Raw genomic sequence first — 20,394 nt, 5'->3', positions numbered from 1 at the left:
GAGACATAGAAACTAGATGAGATAAAAAGCAATGGTTCCCGTAACAGACGCCCTTAATATCCATATGACAAAATAACAAGGATATCCAATCCTAAAGTAAAAAATATTCGCCGAAATTGAGCTGTTTTCATAAATTAAAATAGAATAAAAAAGTAAAATAATTACACACAACGTACTTTACTTTATGTTCAAAATAATAATAATGACAAAAAATATCAGGATGTATATAACAATAAAAAGAGTCATATTAAAATGAAGTCGATCATTCTTGTAATTTTGATTGCAAACCTTTTATCGGCTTGTGCATTAGCACCAAAGCTAAAACAGCCAAATGATAGGAACCGTGTGCCTATTAATAAAACAATCCCTGCCGAAATTAAGCGAGGAGACAGATGAAAACAAAACAAGTAAAACCAGTGAAAGCCGAAAAACTTAGCAGTTATTATGAAGAAAGCCGTGGCTTAGAACGTGATCTTATAAATGAATTTATAAGGTCGCGCAGAACGGCATGGCGTGTAGCGAGTACTGTTGGTCTTTTTGGCTTGTTCGGTATGATATGTGGAGTCGTTGGGTTTTCTCAACCAGCTCCAACTCCCTTAGTATTGCGCGTTGATAACACGACGGGTGCGGTTGATGTTATCTCAATCATGCGTGAACACGAGACCAGCTATGGTGAAGTTGTAGATAGATATTGGCTAAACCAATATGTGCTTAACCGTGAAAATTACGACTACGATACCATTCAACTGAACTATGACACAACAGCACTTTTAAGTGCGGCATCTGTTCAACAAGAATATTATAAAATCTATGATGGAGAAAATGCACGGGATAAAGTGCTTTCCAATAAAGCACGTATCACAGTCAAAGTACGATCAATCCAGCTTAATGGACTAGGTCAAGCAACTGTACGTTTTACGACTCAGCAACTTGACAGCAACGGTGCTGCTACTGGACCAAAACAGCACCAGATTGCAACAATTGGTTACACCTATGTCGGTGCACCCATGAAATCATCTGATCGATTGCTTAACCCCCTTGGTTTTCAAATAACAAGTTACCGTTCTGACCCAGAAATACTGTTAAATGATTAAGGAATTGATTGTTATGAAAAAACTTGCGTTCATTGTTCTATTGTCTTCGTTTTCTTCTCTTTATACAGTACCTGTGCAGGCGCTCAAAAGTCCATCAAATTCACAATATGACCACCGCATTCGCTATATAACATATAACGAAGCTGATGTGGTTCAAATTGAAACAGTTCTTGGTGTGGCAACACATATTATTCTTGAAGAAGGTGAACAGTATATCACTCATGCCTTTGGCGATTCTGAAGCCTATGCCTTTGCTCATAAAGGGCGGCATATTTTTATTAAACCAAAAGCAGAACTTGCTAATACCAATCTCATCGTTGTAACTGACAAACGGAGTTACAAATTCCGACTACAATTTCGAAATGACCGTGCGGGATCAACATATGAATTAGCTTTCCATTATCCCGATTCAAATGATGAAAAGTCAGAAGAAAACAACCGGCGCCTTGCGATTGAACGTGGTTTTCACCAAAGCGTCAATGGCTATAATCTCAGTTACACCATGAGCGGTCACCAAGATATTGCTCCGATAAATGCTTGGGACAATGGGCGTATTACTTACTTCAAATTTCCCGCTAACATGGATATGCCATCGATTTATGTCGTAGATGCTGAAGGCAATGAAAGCTTAATACCACGCACCGTTATCGGCAGTTCTAATGATATTATCGCCGTCCATAAGGTCAATCCTAAATGGCTCATACGGCTTGGTAAACGCGCTCTAGCTGTTTTTAATGAAGCCTATGACCCCAATGGCGTACCAAACACAACAGGGACAGTATCTTCGGTGGTTTATCGTATCAATAAAGGAGGAAAATGATGTTTGACAATAAGGAAGGAGAGGGAAAAGGTACAAAACTGGACAACGTCGAGCAAAAACATATTGAAGGTACTTATGGAGGATCGGAACTAGGTTCTGAACGTCGTCCGACAATTCCAGGTACCCGTGCATTGTTAGTGGTAGGACTTATTGTCATAGTAACGATACCGATTGCCTTGACTTGGAAAGCTTTTAAAATGCGTAATACCGTGGAAGTTGAGGAAGAAAACCCACAACAAATAGTACAGCAAATTATACCAAACTACGTCCCTCGGATTATAGAAGAGCCAAAGATTGTAGAAGAAGCAGAAAAACCAGCACAAATTGAAGATTCAAACCTAGATATTCCACCGGCCTTGAGTAAGCTTCTTCAAACAGCCATTCCTCCACACATGCTCCAAGATTCTGAAGAATTAGCACGCAAACGTATGCTCAGTTCTAGCCTTAACAGCGGTGGTAGCGAAGGATCTACAGATACCAATAGTAAAGCATCGAATAATGATAGAGGTAGTGGCGGATTATTTGATAACCTTCAGCCCGTGCGTTTAGGTCAATCACATGCGGCGCAACTTCGTAACCGTGACTTTTTGATTACGCAAGGAACACAAATAGATTGCACGTTAGAAACAAAGATCATTACATCACAACCCGGAATGACGACATGTCATTTAACACGCGATATTTATTCCACAAGTGGTCGTGTTGTTTTGCTTGACCGTGGTTCTAAAGTCGTTGGTTTTTACCAAAGTGGCATACAACAAGGACAAACGCGTGTGTTTGTGCAATGGTCACGCATCGAAACACCTTCTGGTGTTGTTGTCAATCTTGACTCACCTGGCACAGGTCCTCTGGGTGAAGCGGGTATTGGTGGCTGGGTTGACAGACGCTTTTGGGAGAGATTTGGTAGTGCAATTATGGTAAGCATTATCGGTGATTTAGGAGAATGGGTAAAAGGAAAAGTTAGTAAAATCAGCAAAGAAAATAAAGAGAACTCACAAAATAAAGGTAATCAGAATGCTGAATCTATAGCAATCGATGTCCTTCAAAATTCCATCAATATCACACCAACACTTTACAAAAACCAAGGCGAACGAGTAAATATTTTTGTTGCTCGTGATCTGGATTTCAGCGATGTCTACAGTCTTGTCACACGTTAACCCAATACAGAAAGATCAAGCAGTTTTTCAGCTTCTACAACCGCTTGATTGTTTCTTAGAAGATCCATCGATCACTGAATTATCGATTTGCCGCCCCTGCGAAGTATGGACGAAAAGCTTTAAGGGTTGGCAAGTACATAGCGTACCAGAGTTAACAACCAATTTTTTGCAAACGCTCATTACAGCTATTATCGTTTATAACGGTATGGCTCCCAGAAGTATTAATTATGTGCTATTGCCTGGTGGACAACGTGGTACAATTATACAAACGCCAGCTGTCGTTGATGGTGCTCTTTCCTTTGTGATTCGCAAACATTCTCTTATAGTTAAGACGTTAGAAGAACTCAAAGAAGAAGGTGCATTTGATGATTTCTCTGATGTAAGTTTTAACAAACCTTCAAAAAAAGAAGCAAATGACTTGTTATCGAAGCAGGACTTCACAAGGTTGGAACCATTTGAAGTTGAACTCTTGCAACATAAACGTGATGGAAAAATTCTTGAATTTTTACAAGAATGCGTCCTTCATAAACGCAACATTATTATTGCAGGCAAGACAGGATCTGGTAAAACAACATTTGCTCGCTCTTTAATTGAAAAGGTCCCTGTAGAGGAGCGTATTATCACAATTGAAGATGTTCATGAGCTTTTTCTACCCAATCATCCCAATCATGTACATATGATTTATGGTAACAATGTAGGCCGTGTTTCAGCTGAAGAATGCCTAGATGCGTGTATGCGTCAGTCGCCCGACCGAATTTTTCTCGCTGAATTGCGAGGTAATGAAGCGTGGGAATATCTCAATTCACTAAACACGGGTCATCCCGGATCGATTACAACGACGCATGCCAACAGCGCTTTGCAGACATTTGAACGATGTGCCACTTTGATTAAAAGATCAGAAGTTGGCCGGCAACTCGAGTTAGAAATGATAAAAATCGTTCTCTATACAACAGTTGACGTCGTGTTGTTTTTTAAAGATAGAAAACTCTCTGAAGTCTTTTACGACCCGATTTTTGCTAAATCAAAAATCGCTTAAGGGGAGCTTCCTCTCTCGATAATATGATGCAAACAATAAATAGCCGTAACTAATTGTTACGGCTATTTATTTAACTCTTCCTATTCTCTTTGCTTCTCCAATGGATTTTCTACACTCTTCATGAATAAAAGAAGAAAAAAGTTAATAGACAACAACTTTACAAGAAAACCAAATATACATAAGGCTCTCTCTATTCTCTTACCTTTGATCATTTTTTCCATTTATCTTTTGAAAAGGTATGTTTGATGCAAAAAAAATAGCTGCGAAATAAATATTTCAACAAAAGAAAAGAATAAATTTTGATTCGCCTATCAATGAAAGCTTCGTAAAATAGATACTTCGATCATCACAAATAATGATCGTCATCAAGACCAAAACTTATCGTTTAAAAATTCTAAGTGCTATTTTCAAGTGATTAATAAATATGTTTTTTAACCAAAAAATCTCCAGATACGGAAAAGCTTATACGAAATAAACTATCATTTCGATTTAGCATCTATAAACCACATTCTATTTGGTAATAAAAAGTATAGTTGCATATCAACATCTTCTTCGGACGAAGAAAGATTTTTAACCTCCAGCTGTTCGTAAACAATCAAGTTTCTCTTAAACAAGCTTTGCTAACCATATCACGTGGTTTATATCCCCATCCTAAAGACGATATCCATAGATTACACAAGGTAAGCTCTACTCTGAATATTCCTGTTCTCTTTTCTGCGCCTCAAAAAACAAAAACTCCTAAAAGCACAGATCTAAAATCCCACTTCTTAAGATGCATCACATTAATTTATAAAGAGTGTTCATTGTTTTGCATGTTGGATAAAAGATCTTAGTACCGTAAGATTCTCTCATTTTATGTCTCTTGCACATTACAAGTAAATAAAGTCGTATAGAATGAAACTGTATAAAAAAGAACTAAAAATGCCTCTTATAAACCGTCGCAAACGCCAAAAACTGTCGCAACATTGGGAGTTAGCAAAGTGTATAACGGCGCCCAGCTTGTTCTTTTATGAAGTGTGGAGATAGAGATGCTCTATAAATTTTATATTGTTCATCGGGACTTTACCATTATACCATCCACAAGCCCTGTCGCAAAATGAGCTTGGGAACTTTAAAGAGAGGGTTCTTTAAAACAAGCGCATAAATTGACAAGCCAAATGTATTTGGTTTGGGGCGTTCTGTTTTGCATAAGGGTTGTGATCTTATTTGTGATCTTTTTAAAGAACGAGAGAAACAAAAGCGTGAAGCAATGCGTAATCTCTATTATTTAAAAGACATTACTCTAGACGCTTTTGAAAGTCATAAAACTGAACTAAAATGGAAACTGGTTTACACCTTTACAGCTTCATATTCCCCCAAAATTAGGAGACTGTATACCGGTTTCAGAGATTATGCCAACAGAGAGATAAGTAATACTCTTAACTCCCATCTGATAGGTAAAAGCTGCAACAGCAAAAGCTCTTTTAGAGAAACAACGCCATAAAGTCATTAATAAACCGACAATGAATTGGAGAAATGTTCTAGATTTTTATCAAGCACTCTGCAAAGCAAAAATAATGATACAACTGGCTTTGCGTCTGCTTATTCTTACAGGTGCTCGTACCCATCTCTTACATCAATTCGTGAAGATCAGATTGAAGAGGATATATAGACAATTCTTGGCTCGAGAATATGAAAGGTCTGCGTGATACTACAGGGGATTTCGCGTGCCCTTATGATCAGAAGCATTAAAAATTTTAAAACAAACACGCTTGTTTTTTCGCAATGATTTCTTTTTTCTGTAACCGGTCATGGTCCTTATTAAGGTGAATTTCCTATCACAATATATAAGAGAGATTAGACTAAAAACCTGTCCACGTAGATTTCTCTCTCGTTTACGTAATTGGCTAACAGACTCCACCTATCACACCTCAAAGGACGAAGCCTCTTAACACACAAACTAATATGCAAACAATCCGCCCCTTCGCCTAGCAGATTTCAAACCACTTTAATTACCACATCCTAAATACGATAGTGTTTTATGGCACAACAGAATAAATACCAAAACATAATAAATAAGATCTAAACCTAGAAATCTCTATGTTTTTATAGATAAAAACATATAAAATCAAAACCTCCGAAACTCGTCAAAATACAACATATTTGCTTTGATGATTGAATTTATTCAACTCAAACGAACCTACAAACATCCCTTATTCTACATTCGCAACACGTGTTCTTAGAATTCTCACTACCGTTTTCTAAATTTTTAGAAAAAACTATAAATTTGATATTTTTTAAAACGTCTTATCTGCTCTTTAATGAATTTAAATCTATGATGTTACAATAGTTTTAAATTACTGCCCCTTTAACTGTATGCTCTATCTCTACAATAGATAGGGATTTTTCGTTCTCCATTTTGAGAACTATAAATTTTGTTTTTTAATGCGATTAACAATCCAATCTTTAAAAGAAAAAATATGACCTTTAAATATATAATGATGTTATCAAAAATTCCTAATCCCTGAATATTAGCAATGTTTTCGATATTATAATAAACGTATCGTAAAATGACGAACTGTCATAATGACTACTCCTTTGTATTTCATTTGAATAATTTACATGCGTTATAATATTTTTATCAGCATTTATTTTTTGTGCTCTATTTATACAGAGTTATCTTTTTTATAAAAAATGATTAATTGAATCTGCATTAAAGTGCAAATTCTGATACGAATTTAATAAAAATAAAAACACATGGCATATTGATTTTATTATTTTTATATAGAACGCTATTTAAAGTATCGTCTACCCGAAAGGCTAATGCCTTTATTAAAGGTGATAATAACTATGCTAACCGCCTCATAGAAGCCAATAAATTTTTAGAGATTAAGTTTCGAGAAGCACGAAAAACACGCACAATTTTCTATTTTTCTTTTTACTGTTCGTTAATCGGTCAATTTTCAAAGTAATATTCAACTATGAGTTTTCTGCTCAGCCATTGCAAGGATTGCTCCTACAAGGATTGGTTAGTTTTTAGAGATTACTGCGCTTTTAGAATGATTATAGCTACTGCGCCCCCATAAGCAGCCAATCTTCTTTTAGAGATTTAATTGCTAAAAGGAGATACAATTTTCTACCTTGCGCTTTATTTTCATCAATCAGTAAATTTTCAAAGGCGGCGTTCAACCATGAGTTTTTTAATTTCAGCAATCGCTTTCGCTGGATTTAATCCCTTTGGACAAGTTTGCGCACAATTCATAATCGTATGGCACCGATAAAGGCGGAAAGGATCTTCTAAATTATCAAGACGTTCACCACACATCTCATCACGTGAATCCGCAATCCAGCGATAAGCTTGAAGCAAAACAGCGGGGCCCAAATAACGATCACCGTTCCACCAATAACTTGGACATGAAGTCTGACAACACGCACACAAAATACACTCATAAAGGCCATCGATTTTTTGGCGATCGGAGTGACTTTGTAACCATTCTTTTGCAGGTTCAGGAGAAACTGTTTGCAACCAAGGCTCAATGACTCGATGTTGCGCATAAAAGCGCTTCAAGTCAGGAACCAAGTCTTTAACAACCGGCATGGAAGGCAAAGGATAGACTTTAATGGGGTGTTTTACATCATCCATTCCTTTGGTACAAGCCAATGTATTGGTTCCATCAATATTCATCGCACATGAACCACAGATGCCTTCACGGCAAGATCGACGAAGTGTCAAAGTTGGATCAATATGGTTTTTAATAAACAAAAGCCCATCAAGAATCATTGGACCACAAGCAGAACGATCCACATAATAAGTATCCAGACGAGGATTATTCTCATCATCAGGCGACCAACGGTAAACATGAAATTCTGTCAGTTTTGTCGCACCTTCAGGTTTAGGCCAAACCTTTCCCGGTTTTACTTGAGAGTTTTTGGGAAGCTTAATTTGTACCATAATTCGTGTCTCCCCTTAATAAACCCGTTTTTTAGGTGCAATGCGCTTTAAATCGATCCCACCATCAGCTTCAGATGTTAACGGATCCACATGGACAGGTCGATATGATAACGTCACCTTACCCTCTTTTGACAAATGTGAAAGCGTATGTTTACGCCAGTTTTTATCATCACGCTCTGGATAATCTTCACGAGCATGAGCGCCACGGCTTTCTAAACGGGCTTGTGCAGAATGAACAGTCGTGATTGCATTCGCCATGAGATTTTCAAGCTCTAATGTTTCAACCAAATCAGAATTCCATATCAGAGAACGATCTGTGACTTTGAGGTCAGACAATTCCCCCCAGATTTTATTCATCCGTTGACATCCTTGTTGCAAAGAATCTTCTGTACGAAATACTGCCGCATCTTCTTGCATCGTGCGTTGCATTTTTTCACGCAATAGAGCTGTCGGTATCGCCCCTTGTGCAAAACGTAAACGATCAAAACGCCCTATAATTTCGTCAACAGCTTCTTCATTGATGGGTGGAATTTCTGCATTCCGATCAATAACTTCACCCGCGCGAATGGCAGCAGCACGACCAAACACCACCAGATCAATTAATGAATTTGACCCCAAGCGATTAGCTCCATGAACAGAAGCACATCCTGCTTCTCCTACCGCCATCAGCCCTGGTTGAATACGATCAGGCGAATCAGCCGTTGGGTTGAGAACTTCCCCGTAGTAATTGGTAGGAATCCCACCCATATTATAATGAACCGTTGGCAAGATGGGGATAGGCTCTTTTGTTACATCCACACCTGCAAAAATCCGTGCTGATTCCGAAATTCCCGGTAAACGTTCGTGCAAGATTGCAGGATCAATATGATTGAGAACCAAATGAATATGGTCCTTCTTAGGTCCAACGCCACGTCCTTCACGAATTTCAAGTGTGATACAACGTGAAACCAAGTCACGTGAAGCCAAATCCTTAAAGGAGGGTGCATAGCGCTCCATAAAGCGTTCACCTTCAGAATTGATTAAATAGCCTCCTTCACCACGAGCTCCTTCTGTAATTAAGCAGCCAGAACCGTAAATCCCTGTAGGATGAAATTGTACAAACTCCATATCCTGAAGTGGCAATCCAGCGCGTGCGATCATTCCACCACCATCACCCGTACAGGTATGCGCCGATGTCGCGGAAAAATAAGCTCGTCCATAACCACCGGTTGCAAGAACAACCATTTTGGCAGAAAAACGATGTATTGTACCATCATCGAGATTCCATGCCACAACCCCCGTACAAACCCCATCCGTCATGATGAGATCGAGTGCAAAATATTCAATAAAAAATTGCGCATTATGCTTTAAGCTTTGTCCATAAAGCGTATGCAAAATGGCATGGCCTGTACGATCAGCTGCTGCACAAGTACGCTGAACAGGTGGACCTTCACCAAATTGTGTCGTATGTCCACCAAAAGGACGTTGATAAATTTTGCCTTCTTGCGTCCGCGAAAAAGGAACGCCATAATGTTCTAATTCATAGACAGCAGCAGGTGCATTACGCACCAAATACTCCATTGCATCGGTATCACCCAACCAATCAGAACCTTTCACGGTATCATATAAATGCCACTGCCAATTGTCAGGTCCCATATTTGAAAGCGATGCAGCAATCCCCCCTTGTGCTGCAACCGTGTGCGAGCGAGTTGGAAAAACCTTCGTGATACAAGCTGTCTTTAATCCTTGTTCCGCCATACCAAGCGTTGCACGTAATCCTGCACCACCTGCCCCAACAACAACAACATCAAATTTATGATCTACAGTGCGATAAGGGGCGTTACCTGCTTTAGCGCCCAGAGATGATCCTGTACCCGCCATACTTGTTTAACCCCCTAATGCAATTTTCAAAAGAGAAAAAATAATGATACCACCTATGAGAAAACAAAATGAAATATTTAACGTCAAAAAGAATATCCGGAAACCTTCACGTGGAATATAATCTTCAATCACCACCTGCATACCAAGTTTCATATAATAAAGGACCGAAAAAGTCATCAATCCCATCAAAATAGCAACAATAGGATGTGCAAGTCTTGCACGCACAATGCTATAGTCCTTTCCCACAAGCGAAAGAATAAGAACAATAAAAAATATCAAAAGTGGTAGATTGATAAACCCTGTCAAACGTTCTAGCCAAAAATGCTCTGTTCCTTCATGAGCACTCCCACGCCCCCGTACTTTCCCAAGTTCCGTTCGAAAATCTTTTTTCATATCTCTTTTCACCCCCAGCTAAACAACGGTATATCCAATAATCCAAATCGCAAAAGTAACAATAAGAGAGATAAACACTGTCGCCCAAGCAGTGACTGTTGCCTTTTCTTTTGCCAAAAGGCAAGGCATCATATCCCAAACAATGTGGCGAATACCACCAACCATGTGATGAACCCCTGCCAAAGTATAAAGAAACAAGATACACAATCCAAACCAAGAACTATAAATCTCGTGAACCGTTCTGAATGTCTCCTCCCCACAAGCAATAGCAATTAACCAAACAGCAAGAAAGACCATTCCAACATAAAGTACCATACCCGTAATGCGGTGTGCAATGGACATAGCCATAGTAATTGTCCAACGATAAATACTTATATGAGGGGAACGAGGGCGCTCTTTTATCCTAGTTGTCTCTGTCATAAAATATCCTGACCTGGTTTTTACTGCAACCGCAATGAACGAGAAAAACCGCATAAAACGACTAAATATATTATCTCGTTTTTACTTGTTTGGCATCTCAAGATACCGATACTACAGGTCGGTTGTCTCAAATAACGGATTAAAGGTCACGCATAAAAAAACCGATTACTCCACGGATATGATCCGCAAAACTTGCTTTAATCTAATACAATTTTATCTTCACGTCAAAGGTCTAACATCTTTTCTCAAATATAAAATAGGAATTTTTCCAGATTAAACTTATCTTTTTGAGGATCCACGATATATGCAATGATATCTTAAATTGACCCCATGATTAAGAATAAAAAGAGGCAAAAATTGATAGATTAAACATTTTTATGTCTCCTCCAAGCCTTTTAAAAGACAAAACGAATCACGAAAGACACAAATAAGCGGCATAAAAGCCGCTTTTGCATAAAGTTTAGCCGATATAATCTCTACTCAGCAACTTGCTTTTCAACATCTATGCTTACAGCTGCTGCTTCTACTTTCTCAACAACCTTTTCAGCTTTTTTCCGATAATCTCTCTTTTCAGCGATACGCGCAGCTTTACCTCTCAAACCACGAAGATAATAGAGTTTTGCACGGCGCACTTTACCACGGCGCACCAGCTCAACACCTTCGATCAACGGAGAATAAACAGGAAATACCCGTTCCACCCCTTCACCATAAGAAATCTTGCGTACTGTAAAGGTCTCATTCAACCCACCGCCTGAACGCGCAATACAAACACCTTCGTAAGCCTGAACACGCGTTCGCGTACCTTCCGTCACACGCACCATGACACGGACTGTATCCCCTGGCTGAAAGGCTGGAAATTGGCGTTTTTCTTCAATTTTTGCACATTGTTCAGCTTCAAGTTGTGCGATAATATTCATTTCTTTTATCCTTCATGTTCTTTATCGAACAGTCAGAGCGCTCAACTCTTACCAAAAAAGCCTTTATTAAGAATAAGAAGCTCTTTAGGCTATGCCTTACACAGGAGCGAATACACCATTCCTTCATTTTAATTTTGGAACTACAGAAAACCTTTTATAAAAAACTCTCTAAAAAGAGAGCCATGCAATACACCACCTTATCATATGAATCAAGTTTTCTGATGATTTTTATCATAACGCGCATAAAGATCAGGGCGACGTTGACGTGTTAACAATTCGGCTTGCCTTTGACGCCAATCTGCGATCGCTTTGTGATGACCTGAGAGCAACACAGGCGGGATACCCCGCCCTTCGAAAAGAGAAGGACGTGTATATTGCGGATGTTCCAGTAAGCCATTTTCAAAACTTTCACACTTTGCAGAAGCTGCATTCCCCATCACTCCAGGAAGAAGACGTATAACAGCATCTAAGATAACCAATGCGGCTGTTTCACCCCCTGAAAGAATATAATCACCAATAGAGACTTCTTCTAATTCTCGTGCTTCTATGACTCGCTCATCAACCCCTTCAAAACGTCCACAAACTAATGTTACACCCGTATCACGAGCCAAGCTATGCGCGTAAGCTTGGTCAAAAGGGCGCCCACGTGGACTCATCAACAATCTTGGCGAATCCTGTGGACAAAAATCAAGAGCAGCCGCCAATACATCCGCCCGCATTACCATACCAGCCCCCCCACCAGCAGGTGTATCATCAACGCTATGGTGTTTATCCATAGCAAAATCCCTAATCTGTACTGTCTCCAGTGACCAAATTCCGCGCTCTAAAGCTTGCCCTGCTAAAGAATACCCTAAAAAACCAGGAAACATTTCAGGATAAAGGGTTAAAACGCGCGCCTGAAACTTCATTTTATTTCTCATCCTTATTTTCTTAAACAGACTCTTAATAGCAAAAATAGCACAAACAAAATATTTAACGCCCTGGCGTTAATCTAAATCTCCTTGATCTGCGCCATATTCAATACAATCCTTCTAAACATTTCCACTAAAAAAAGACTCTAAAAATTCAGGACTGTCTCGAGATAAAGTGCTTACAATATCTGCTCAAAAGTGCATTTTTAATATTTCCACACTTTCCACTTTTTATTGACGAAATTAATCGGTTATTTTTTACCTTCATCTTTATTTTTAGATTCAAGCTATTTCCTTTTTATCATTGTCTCCCCCATCACTTAAACCAGCTGCCATGGGATCAACAACAAGAAAACCAGAATCCATACAAATTTCTGGTACCGCCACCTTACTAAAGGGAATAAGAACTCTTTTACCCGTATTCAAACGTATTTCAAGCAAATCACCAGCCCCGAAATTAAAGAAACCACACACTTCCCCCAAGACTTTTCCCCCACAGTCTTGAACACGAAAGCCTATTAAATCAACTTGATAAAACTCATCCTCATCCAGATCATCAATTAATTGATCACGCATCACATAAAGGCGAATACCTTTTAAAGACTCAGCAACATTACGATTTTCTACCCCTTTAAAACGTACAATCGCCTTATTTTTTTGTATGCGAAGAGTTACAATTTCATAAGAACGCCCCATATCATCATAAAGAGTGCTGTAAAACTTGAAACGCTGTGGCTCAGCACTTAGAATTTTAACAAAAACATCTCCTTTTATACCATGAGGCATACCAATAATGGCAAGATAGACTTTATTTTTAAGCTTTTCTTTATTATACTTCATGCGAAAATATTATCTCTCAAAAATGAACCCTTCAATCTTATAGTTTTCTATTCAATCTTGTTGCCATATGAGACAATCTTCTAAAAGACCTTTCTTGGTAACAAAAAACAAATTAATAAAGGAGAAAGTCTTATGGCAAATATTATGCTATTTTACAAAGATATCACACCAATCAACAAAGTTTCCCATAAAAATCTAAAATTTGCTCCTCCAAGTGATATGTCTTTTGCCAAGGATACTCACTGGGTTCCTTTAGCAAGTACTGAATATTTTCAAGCAGCACTAGACTATCCTATTTTATTTATGTGCGCCGAAGATGAACAAAAAAAACGGCACTACACATCCGCGGCTCTTGTCGGTCTTTCTAATGACGAAAATGACTATATCGCTTCTGATAAAAGTTGGAAAACCAATACTTATGTCCCTGCTTTTGTCCGTCGCTATCCTTTTGTTCTGGCGCAAATTAGCAATGAAAAAGAACTTTCTGTTTGCTTTGATCAACAGTCAGGTATGTTTAATGAAGTTGCAGGAACAGAACTTTTTAATTCCGACGGCTCTATTTCTCCTTTTATGGAAGAACGTATTCGTTTTCTTGAAAGTTTTAAAATAGCCATGGAAAAAACCTCTGAGTTTATTGATGCTCTTGTGGAAATGGATCTTCTAAGCCAAAAATCCATCAATGTGAAAAACGATAAAGGTCTCTCAGCGCAGTTAGAACATTTTTGGGTTGTTGATGAAGAAAAATTGAATAAATTATCAGCAAGCCAACTTGCCAAACTTCATAAAAATGGCTTTTTAGGATTAATTTTTGCGCATTTGATGTCAACACACAATCTCTTAAAAATACTCTCTCTCAAAGGTGAAAAGCAACTTATCAATCGTGAAGAGCAACCCCAAAACAAGAATGGTCATTCTAACGATGAAAAATCTAAAAAGAAAGAAACTCTCAACTAGATAATGCCTATAAAAAACGACAAGAGAAAAGATAAAAATATTCCTCTCATTCCAGCAGACCATGCAATTTTAAACGCAAGGAAAAATTGGTTAGAGTGTCTCGTCCAAACACGTCGTATGTCGGCACAAACAGTGCAAGCCTATGAACGTGATACGCGGCAATTTTTGTCTTTTCTCTGTCAACACTTAAGCCATACACCAACCCTTACGGATCTTACTCATTTACGCATCAGTGACTTGCGTGCTTATCTTGCTTATCGGCGTACAAAAAATGTAAGTGCTCGCTCTTTAAGCCGCGGAGTGGCAGGCATACGTTCTTTTTTCAAGTACCTATCACGTGAAGGAATCGTCAATGTCCCTGCGGCTCAACTTATCCGAAGCCCCAAACACCCAAAATCGCTCCCAAAACCTTTAGCGATCAAATCAGCACTTCACATAGTCAAACAAGAAAACCAGCTAGAAAATGAACCTTGGATTAGCGCTCGTAATGCGGCTGTCCTCATGCTTCTCTATGGCTGTGGAATGCGAATATCAGAAGCCTTAAGTCTCACACCAGAACAATTTTCTGATCCTGAAAAAACAAGTTTATTTATAACAGGAAAAGGCGGAAAAACACGCCTTGTTCCTCTCATCAAAATTGTTTACGAAGCTGTACAAGATTATCTCAAATGTTGCCCATATCCTTTAAGAGATAACCAACCCATATTTCGCGGAGCACGAGGCGGTCCCCTACAACCCGCCATTATTCAGAAAACTGTACGCAACTTACGAGCAAGTCTTGGTTTACCAGAAACTGCAACGCCTCACACACTGCGCCATTCTTTTGCCACCCATCTTTTATCACGGGGAGGAGATTTGCGCACGATTCAAGAACTTCTTGGGCACGCTAGTCTTTCCACCACACAAATCTATACCCATGTCGATACAGACCATTTGTTAAAAATTTATCAAAAGGCCCATCCCCGTTCCTAAAAACGTCTCATCAAAAAATTAGAGTGTTTCAACCTCAAGTGCCAAAGCATGGACACAAGTAGCTAACTCTTCTTGTAAAACTTTATAAATCGCTCGATGTATTTCTACGCGTGTCATATTGGAAAAAGAAGAAGATAAAATTTTCACTCGAAAATGTGTTTCTCCTTTACCATCAAAAGCATGTTCATTATGAGGATGCCCCTCATGAAGATGACTTTCGTTAATCACTTCAAGCTTTTGCGGATGAAAAGCATCCTGAAGCTTTCTCTTGATTATTGTTTCTATAAACATTTTTCATTCCTCAAACAAAATGAACGTGCAAAAATACACCTTTTTCATAATAAAATTAAGTGTGAAAACAAATTTTTCAAAAGTCAATTCTTGTAAAATTAATCAATTTTGCATAAACCAAGAATATGACAATAACATCTAAATTATTCGATTCAATTCGCATAAGCTCAAATAAAAAACAAAAAGCTGAGCCAGAAGCGCAACAGTGCCAGTGGGAAGGTTGTGAAAAAACAGGATCCCATAAAGCACCAGCAGGTCGAAATCACGAAGGACAATATTTATATTTTTGTATTGAACACGTACGCGCCTATAATAAAAATTTTAATTACTTCTCTGGTCTTAGCAATAAAGATATCGCAAAATTTCAAAAGGATGCTCTTACAGGACATCGTCCGACATGGCCTACAGATCTGAGCAATGGTACAACGAAAAAAACAGCTTCTAATTATGCAAAGATTCGCTCTGGAACAGCTGCCTATCAAAATCGCATGCGCGATCCCTTCACGCTTCTTACGGAGCGGCATTCAAGCAATAATTTCTCACGAAAATTAAAGCCCTTAGAAGCAAAAGCTTTTGATACACTGGGACTACAGGCAAATGCTTCAGCAGAAGACATCAAAATGAAATATAAAGAGTTGGTAAAAAAGCACCATCCTGATTCCAATGGTGGTAATCGTGCCTCAGAAGAGCGCTTTCGTGATGTTTTACATGCTTATAATTTGCTAAAAAAGTCTGGTTTGTGCTAAAAATACGCGCTTATATGAGCCTATTTTCATTTAGACCACCATTATTTGCGCAAGATATTATTTTTTTTCAAAACATTATAGAATACGCAAAAAATCTTCCTTCAATATCTAAGGCTCTCATTATAGAGCATTGCATAAATACTCTAACTCTTGTATCGTTTCTAATGAATAAATAGCGTCCTCTCCCTTCCAGAAACACAATGACAAATCTTACCGTTGAAAATTTGCCCGATATTACACTTTTTGCTCGCGATCTATTTCATATTGAAACAGATCTGAAAGTTCCTGCTTTTAGCACAAAAACCCCCCATGTCCCTGATATTGATCCTGATTATCTTTTTGATCAGCAAACAACTTTAGCGATTCTCGCAGGTTTTACCTTTAACCGTCGTGTAATGGTTTCTGGCTATCACGGTACAGGGAAATCAACACATATTGAACAAGTTGCTGCACGCCTCAACTGGCCTTGTATCCGCATTAATCTCGATAGTCATGTAAGTCGTATCGATCTTGTAGGAAAAGACGCTATCGTTTTAAAAGATGGCTTACAAATCACTGAATTTAAAGAAGGCATTTTGCCATGGGCTTATCAAAATAATATTGCTCTTGTTTTCGACGAATATGACGCGGGGCGTCCCGATGTTATGTTTGTCATCCAACGCGTTCTTGAAACCTCTGGAAAATTAAGCTTACTTGATCAAAGCCGTGTCATCTCTCCACATCCAGCCTTTCGTCTTTTTGCAACAGCAAACACCATTGGTCTTGGTGATACAACCGGTCTCTATCATGGTACCCAACAGATCAATCAAGCTCAAATGGACCGTTGGTCTATTGTTACAATACTCAATTATTTACCCCATGATAAAGAGGTTAATATCATTTGTTCAAAGGTCAAATCTTTTCAAACGGCTGAGGGAAAAAAGACAATTTCACAAATGGTTCATGTTGCTGATATGGTACGCCAATCTTTTATCAATGGAGATCTTTCAACTGTCATGAGTCCACGTACCGTCATTACTTGGGCAGAAAATACAACAATTTTTCAAGATGTCGGCTTTGCCTTCCGATTAACCTTTCTCAATAAATGTGATGAACTCGAACGTGCCACTGTTGCAGAATTTTATCAACGCGCCTTTGGACAAGAGCTTCCCGAATCACTCATTCATGGTGTTTCGCCTTAAGGAATCTGTCACTCATGGCTACCGATATTGGCGACAACAAAAATCTGGCAAAGGACTCTTCCAACAACACTCTTAATGCTGAAGCGTTTAAAAAAGCACTTTCCACCTGTATGCGTGCAATTGCAGGCACAAAAAACCTTGAAGTTTCCTTTAGTCATAACCGACCATCTTTAAGCGAAAGTTGTGCGCGTTTACCAGAATTACCTCAATACGCAACGAATAAAGACATCACCATTACCCGCGGATTAGGTGATTCCATGGCTCTGCGCAAAGCATGGCATGATAACCGCATTCACATGCAATTTTCTCCACTAGAATCAGAAGCACGTGCTGTCTTTGATGCCCTCGAACAAACACGTGTTGAAGCAATTGGTACTTTAGCCATGGAGGGGCTTGCAAAAAATCTTGATGTCATGCTCGCCGATAAATACAAAAGAGCCCATTATCATAAGATTAGCAACCAAAGTGAAGCCCCCATCCAAGAAGCGATTGCACTTTTATTGCGTGAAAAAATAACAAAGCGCACAGCTCCAAGAGAAGCAGGTCCTGTCTTAGAATTGTGGCGTCAAGAACTCGAACAAAAAGCAGCAGCAGAACTCGATGAACTCACTCATCATATTTACAACCAACAAACTTTTGCACAGATTGTTCGCCAAATGCTTGCTACACTCAAAATGACAGTGCAACAAGCTGAAGCTTCTAACAGTGAAAACAATAAAAAATTAAAAAACGAATGTGAACCTCAAGACCAAGAAGAAGAAGAGAGTAAAAACAAAAAACACGCTCAAAGTGAAGAACAAACCAGCACTGAACAAGAAAGTGATGTGCAAGACGACGGAAAAACACAAGCGACACAATCAAACAACAATGATCAAGCTGACGGCGAACAAAAAAATGAACCTTGGCAAGAAAAGCCAAGCAGACCCAAACGCCTTTTTTCCGATTCGGAACAAATGGAAAGACTTGGTGATTATAAAATCTTCACCCGTCAATTTGATGAAATTTTGGAAGCAACAGATTTTTGTTCTGAAAACGAGTTAGATCACTTACGCCGTTATCTTGATAAGCAAATCAATCATCTTCAAAACATCGTTGGCCGTTTAGCAAACCGTCTCCAGCGCCGCTTGATGGCGCAACAAAATCGCAACTGGAGCTTTGACCTTGAAGAAGGGTATCTTGATACAGCACGGCTTCCACGTCTAATTATTGATCCCATGCAACCCCTTTCTTTTAAAATGGAAAGCAACACCAAATTTCGGGACACGGTTGTTTCACTTCTCATTGATAATTCTGGCTCAATGCGCGGACGCCCCATTAGCGTTGCCGCAAGCTGTGCTGATATTTTGGCACAAACTCTTGAACGTTGTGCTGTCAAAGTTGAAATTTTAGGTTTTACCACTAAAACGTGGAAAGGAGGAAAATCGCGAGAACAATGGCTTACCCAAAACAAATCCCACAATCCTGGACGCCTCAATGATTTATGCCATATCATCTATAAAAGTGCTGATACCCCATGGCGTCGCGCACGACGCAATTTAGGTTTGATGATGCAAGAAGGATTATTAAAAGAAAATATCGACGGAGAAGCTTTAATTTGGGCTCATCAACGTCTTTTATCGCGGCGTGAACAACGTCGCATCCTCATGGTCATTTCTGATGGTGCTCCTGTTGATGATTCGACACTATCGGTCAACTCCAGCAATTATCTAGAAAAACACTTACGCGCAGTGATTCAAGAAATCCAAACACACTCCCCCATCGAACTCATTGCCATTGGAATTGGTCACGACGTCACACGTTATTATCAACGTGCTGTAACAATTATGAATGCTGAAGAACTCGCCGACGCCATAACAAAACAATTAGAAATACTTTTTAGTGATAAAAAGCCTCATATTCATAAGAAATAAACTTACCTTGAAACAGCCAACAATTACATCTTAAAAAATTATCTCCATCATTAAACCATCGGCATTAAACCATCGGAATTTGATGACTAACAACCTGAGAAGATAATCCCACAAACTGAATATCGAACTTTAAAGAAGCTTCTACTTTACTGGATGCATTATGAATTCTAAAAGAAATGCTCCAACCATCTTCAAAAATTATAATAAGTTTGTTTTTACTTTCTGGTTTTAGTGCAACTGATAAAATTTTGCTTGGAATTTTCCATTTACGACCATATCCCAGAGTGCCATTCAAATTAAAAGACTGAATAATAACCCGTTTTTGTTTAGATCTTGTATCTATCATAATCTTATAAAAATCATAAGAACCTATAACATACTGAAACAATAGCTTCACAAATTTATCTTGATAATCTAAACAAAGCCTTTGAAGTTCTTTAGAAAAAGCTTCTAGGATTGGAAGATAAACTCTGCTGTCTTTATCCTCTATATCTCTAAAGAACATCTTCTTATCTCTAAGCTCTGCTAAATAATCAAAAATAGGCCTAACTTCATTGAAATAAACGCTGCTACAAGAATAACCCGTCTATTCTTTACCAAAATCTATTTTACCAGAAAGGCGAGGATGTTTGATAGCGCTATGATTATGTTTTGCAGAAATACCAATGTGATTTTCAGGAACTTTTAAAATGATATCACGAACATCTCCTTTGATCCCAACAAAATCTTCCTAAAGAACAAAAGTTTTCGTGTTTCTAATATTTTTATCATGTAACTGTAAGAAAACAGCTGCTTCAATAGAAGCGAGATTTAAAAGCCTTTTTTCAGTATCATTAAATAAATTATAAAAAGACTCCGCTATTTGAAAGGACGAGTTAAACTCTATAGAAGCCTTTATTGCTTTTTTAAAACCCATGACAAAGCATATTCAAAGGCTTTTCCATTTTCTTACCTGATTCAT

The 20,394-nt window shown here is 38.5% G+C and carries 19 protein-coding genes and 1 pseudogene; 10 read left to right on the top strand and 10 right to left on the bottom strand.

Features of this window, described 5'->3' with window-relative positions; translation table 11 throughout:
• Positions 1-252 precede the first annotated feature (252 nt).
• Genes ACFIKG_RS02715 through virB11 form a run of 5 tightly spaced genes read left to right on the top strand, consistent with a single transcriptional unit; the run spans position 253 to position 4,107 of the window.
• Entirely contained in the window at positions 253-396 is a 144-nt protein-coding gene (locus tag ACFIKG_RS02715) for a TrwH protein (RefSeq protein WP_273791747.1), read from the top strand.
• On the top strand, positions 393-1,094 hold the full coding sequence (locus ACFIKG_RS02710) for a virB8 family protein (RefSeq protein WP_375651692.1): 702 nt from the start codon (positions 393-395) through the stop codon (positions 1,092-1,094). Before ACFIKG_RS02715 ends, ACFIKG_RS02710 begins: the two co-directional genes overlap by 4 nt.
• Before the next feature lie 13 nt (positions 1,095-1,107).
• Positions 1,108-1,914 carry a P-type conjugative transfer protein VirB9 gene (gene virB9, locus ACFIKG_RS02705; protein ID WP_375625983.1) on the top strand — a complete coding sequence of 269 codons (807 nt, stop codon included), beginning with the start codon at positions 1,108-1,110 and terminating at the stop codon, positions 1,912-1,914.
• Positions 1,914-3,071, top strand: a complete 1,158-nt coding sequence (gene virB10, locus ACFIKG_RS02700; RefSeq protein ID WP_375625985.1) for a type IV secretion system protein VirB10 — start codon at positions 1,914-1,916, stop codon at positions 3,069-3,071. The genes virB9 and virB10 overlap by 1 nt, the downstream gene beginning before the upstream one ends.
• Positions 3,046-4,107, top strand: a complete 1,062-nt coding sequence (gene virB11, locus ACFIKG_RS02695) for a P-type DNA transfer ATPase VirB11 (RefSeq protein WP_375625987.1) — start codon at positions 3,046-3,048, stop codon at positions 4,105-4,107. Before virB10 ends, virB11 begins: the two co-directional genes overlap by 26 nt.
• Before the next feature lie 1,345 nt (positions 4,108-5,452).
• Here virB11 and ACFIKG_RS02690 read toward each other — a convergent pair.
• The 8 genes from ACFIKG_RS02690 to rimM all read right to left on the bottom strand — a co-directional run bounded on the left by ACFIKG_RS02690 (position 5,453) and on the right by rimM (position 13,379).
• Entirely contained in the window at positions 5,453-5,596 is a 144-nt protein-coding gene (locus tag ACFIKG_RS02690; RefSeq protein WP_375651691.1) for a hypothetical protein, read from the bottom strand.
• A gap of 1,662 nt (positions 5,597-7,258) precedes the next feature.
• Positions 7,259-8,038: a succinate dehydrogenase iron-sulfur subunit gene (locus ACFIKG_RS02685; protein WP_273723297.1), complete on the bottom strand. Its 780-nt coding sequence runs from the start codon at positions 8,036-8,038 to the stop codon at positions 7,259-7,261.
• 15 nt (positions 8,039-8,053) lie between these two features.
• Positions 8,054-9,898 carry a succinate dehydrogenase flavoprotein subunit gene (gene sdhA / locus ACFIKG_RS02680; RefSeq protein ID WP_375625990.1) on the bottom strand — a complete coding sequence of 615 codons (1,845 nt, stop codon included), beginning with the start codon at positions 9,896-9,898 and terminating at the stop codon, positions 8,054-8,056.
• A gap of 6 nt (positions 9,899-9,904) precedes the next feature.
• Positions 9,905-10,291, bottom strand: a complete 387-nt coding sequence (sdhD, locus tag ACFIKG_RS02675) for a succinate dehydrogenase, hydrophobic membrane anchor protein (protein WP_375625992.1) — start codon at positions 10,289-10,291, stop codon at positions 9,905-9,907.
• 18 nt (positions 10,292-10,309) lie between these two features.
• Positions 10,310-10,711, bottom strand: coding sequence for a succinate dehydrogenase, cytochrome b556 subunit (sdhC, locus tag ACFIKG_RS02670; RefSeq protein WP_375651690.1), 402 nt, complete (start codon positions 10,709-10,711; stop codon positions 10,310-10,312).
• Between the two features lie 476 nt (positions 10,712-11,187).
• A complete protein-coding gene (gene rplS, locus ACFIKG_RS02665; RefSeq protein WP_375648235.1) occupies positions 11,188-11,628 on the bottom strand; it encodes a 50S ribosomal protein L19 in 441 nt (146 codons plus the stop codon).
• Positions 11,629-11,837: 209 nt separating this feature from the next.
• Complete coding sequence (gene trmD, locus ACFIKG_RS02660; protein WP_375651698.1) at positions 11,838-12,536, bottom strand: tRNA (guanosine(37)-N1)-methyltransferase TrmD; 699 nt, start codon at positions 12,534-12,536, stop codon at positions 11,838-11,840.
• Between the two features lie 285 nt (positions 12,537-12,821).
• A complete protein-coding gene (gene rimM, locus ACFIKG_RS02655) occupies positions 12,822-13,379 on the bottom strand; it encodes a ribosome maturation factor RimM (protein WP_375625997.1) in 558 nt (185 codons plus the stop codon).
• A gap of 132 nt (positions 13,380-13,511) precedes the next feature.
• Here rimM and ACFIKG_RS02650 point away from each other — a divergent pair, with 132 nt between their 5' ends.
• Positions 13,512-14,333, top strand: a complete 822-nt coding sequence (locus tag ACFIKG_RS02650) for a SapC family protein (protein ID WP_015857041.1) — start codon at positions 13,512-13,514, stop codon at positions 14,331-14,333.
• A gap of 3 nt (positions 14,334-14,336) precedes the next feature.
• Positions 14,337-15,305: a tyrosine recombinase XerC gene (locus tag ACFIKG_RS02645; protein WP_375651689.1), complete on the top strand. Its 969-nt coding sequence runs from the start codon at positions 14,337-14,339 to the stop codon at positions 15,303-15,305.
• 18 nt (positions 15,306-15,323) lie between these two features.
• Here the strand turns inward: ACFIKG_RS02645 and ACFIKG_RS02640 are convergent, their stop codons facing one another.
• On the bottom strand, positions 15,324-15,596 hold the full coding sequence (locus ACFIKG_RS02640) for a BolA family transcriptional regulator (RefSeq protein WP_015857043.1): 273 nt from the start codon (positions 15,594-15,596) through the stop codon (positions 15,324-15,326).
• 125 nt (positions 15,597-15,721) lie between these two features.
• On the opposite strand from ACFIKG_RS02640, the gene ACFIKG_RS02635 reads away from it, so the two are divergent.
• The 3 genes from ACFIKG_RS02635 (at position 15,722) to cobT (ending at position 19,433) form a co-directional block, all read left to right on the top strand.
• Entirely contained in the window at positions 15,722-16,342 is a 621-nt protein-coding gene (locus ACFIKG_RS02635) for a J domain-containing protein (protein ID WP_375651688.1), read from the top strand.
• A 200-nt stretch (positions 16,343-16,542) separates the two neighbouring features.
• Entirely contained in the window at positions 16,543-17,523 is a 981-nt protein-coding gene (cobS, locus tag ACFIKG_RS02630; RefSeq protein WP_375651687.1) for a cobaltochelatase subunit CobS, read from the top strand.
• 14 nt (positions 17,524-17,537) lie between these two features.
• The gene (gene cobT, locus ACFIKG_RS02625; RefSeq protein ID WP_375651686.1) at positions 17,538-19,433 is read left to right on the top strand and encodes a cobaltochelatase subunit CobT; all 1,896 of its coding nucleotides are present in this window, start codon (positions 17,538-17,540) and stop codon (positions 19,431-19,433) included.
• Positions 19,434-19,497: 64 nt separating this feature from the next.
• Here the strand turns inward: cobT and ACFIKG_RS02620 are convergent.
• Positions 19,498-20,151 (bottom strand): annotated as a pseudogene (locus ACFIKG_RS02620) (HaeIII family restriction endonuclease); the annotation flags it as partial.
• Between the last annotated feature and the right edge of the window lie 243 nt (positions 20,152-20,394).

The sequence above is a fragment of the Bartonella sp. LB28NMGDW genome, from assembly GCF_042194435.1.
GTDB classification, from domain to species: domain Bacteria; phylum Pseudomonadota; class Alphaproteobacteria; order Rhizobiales; family Rhizobiaceae; genus Bartonella; species Bartonella grahamii.
Note: the sequence above shows the minus strand (reverse complement) of the source record. Positions and strands in the feature narration are given on the sequence as shown.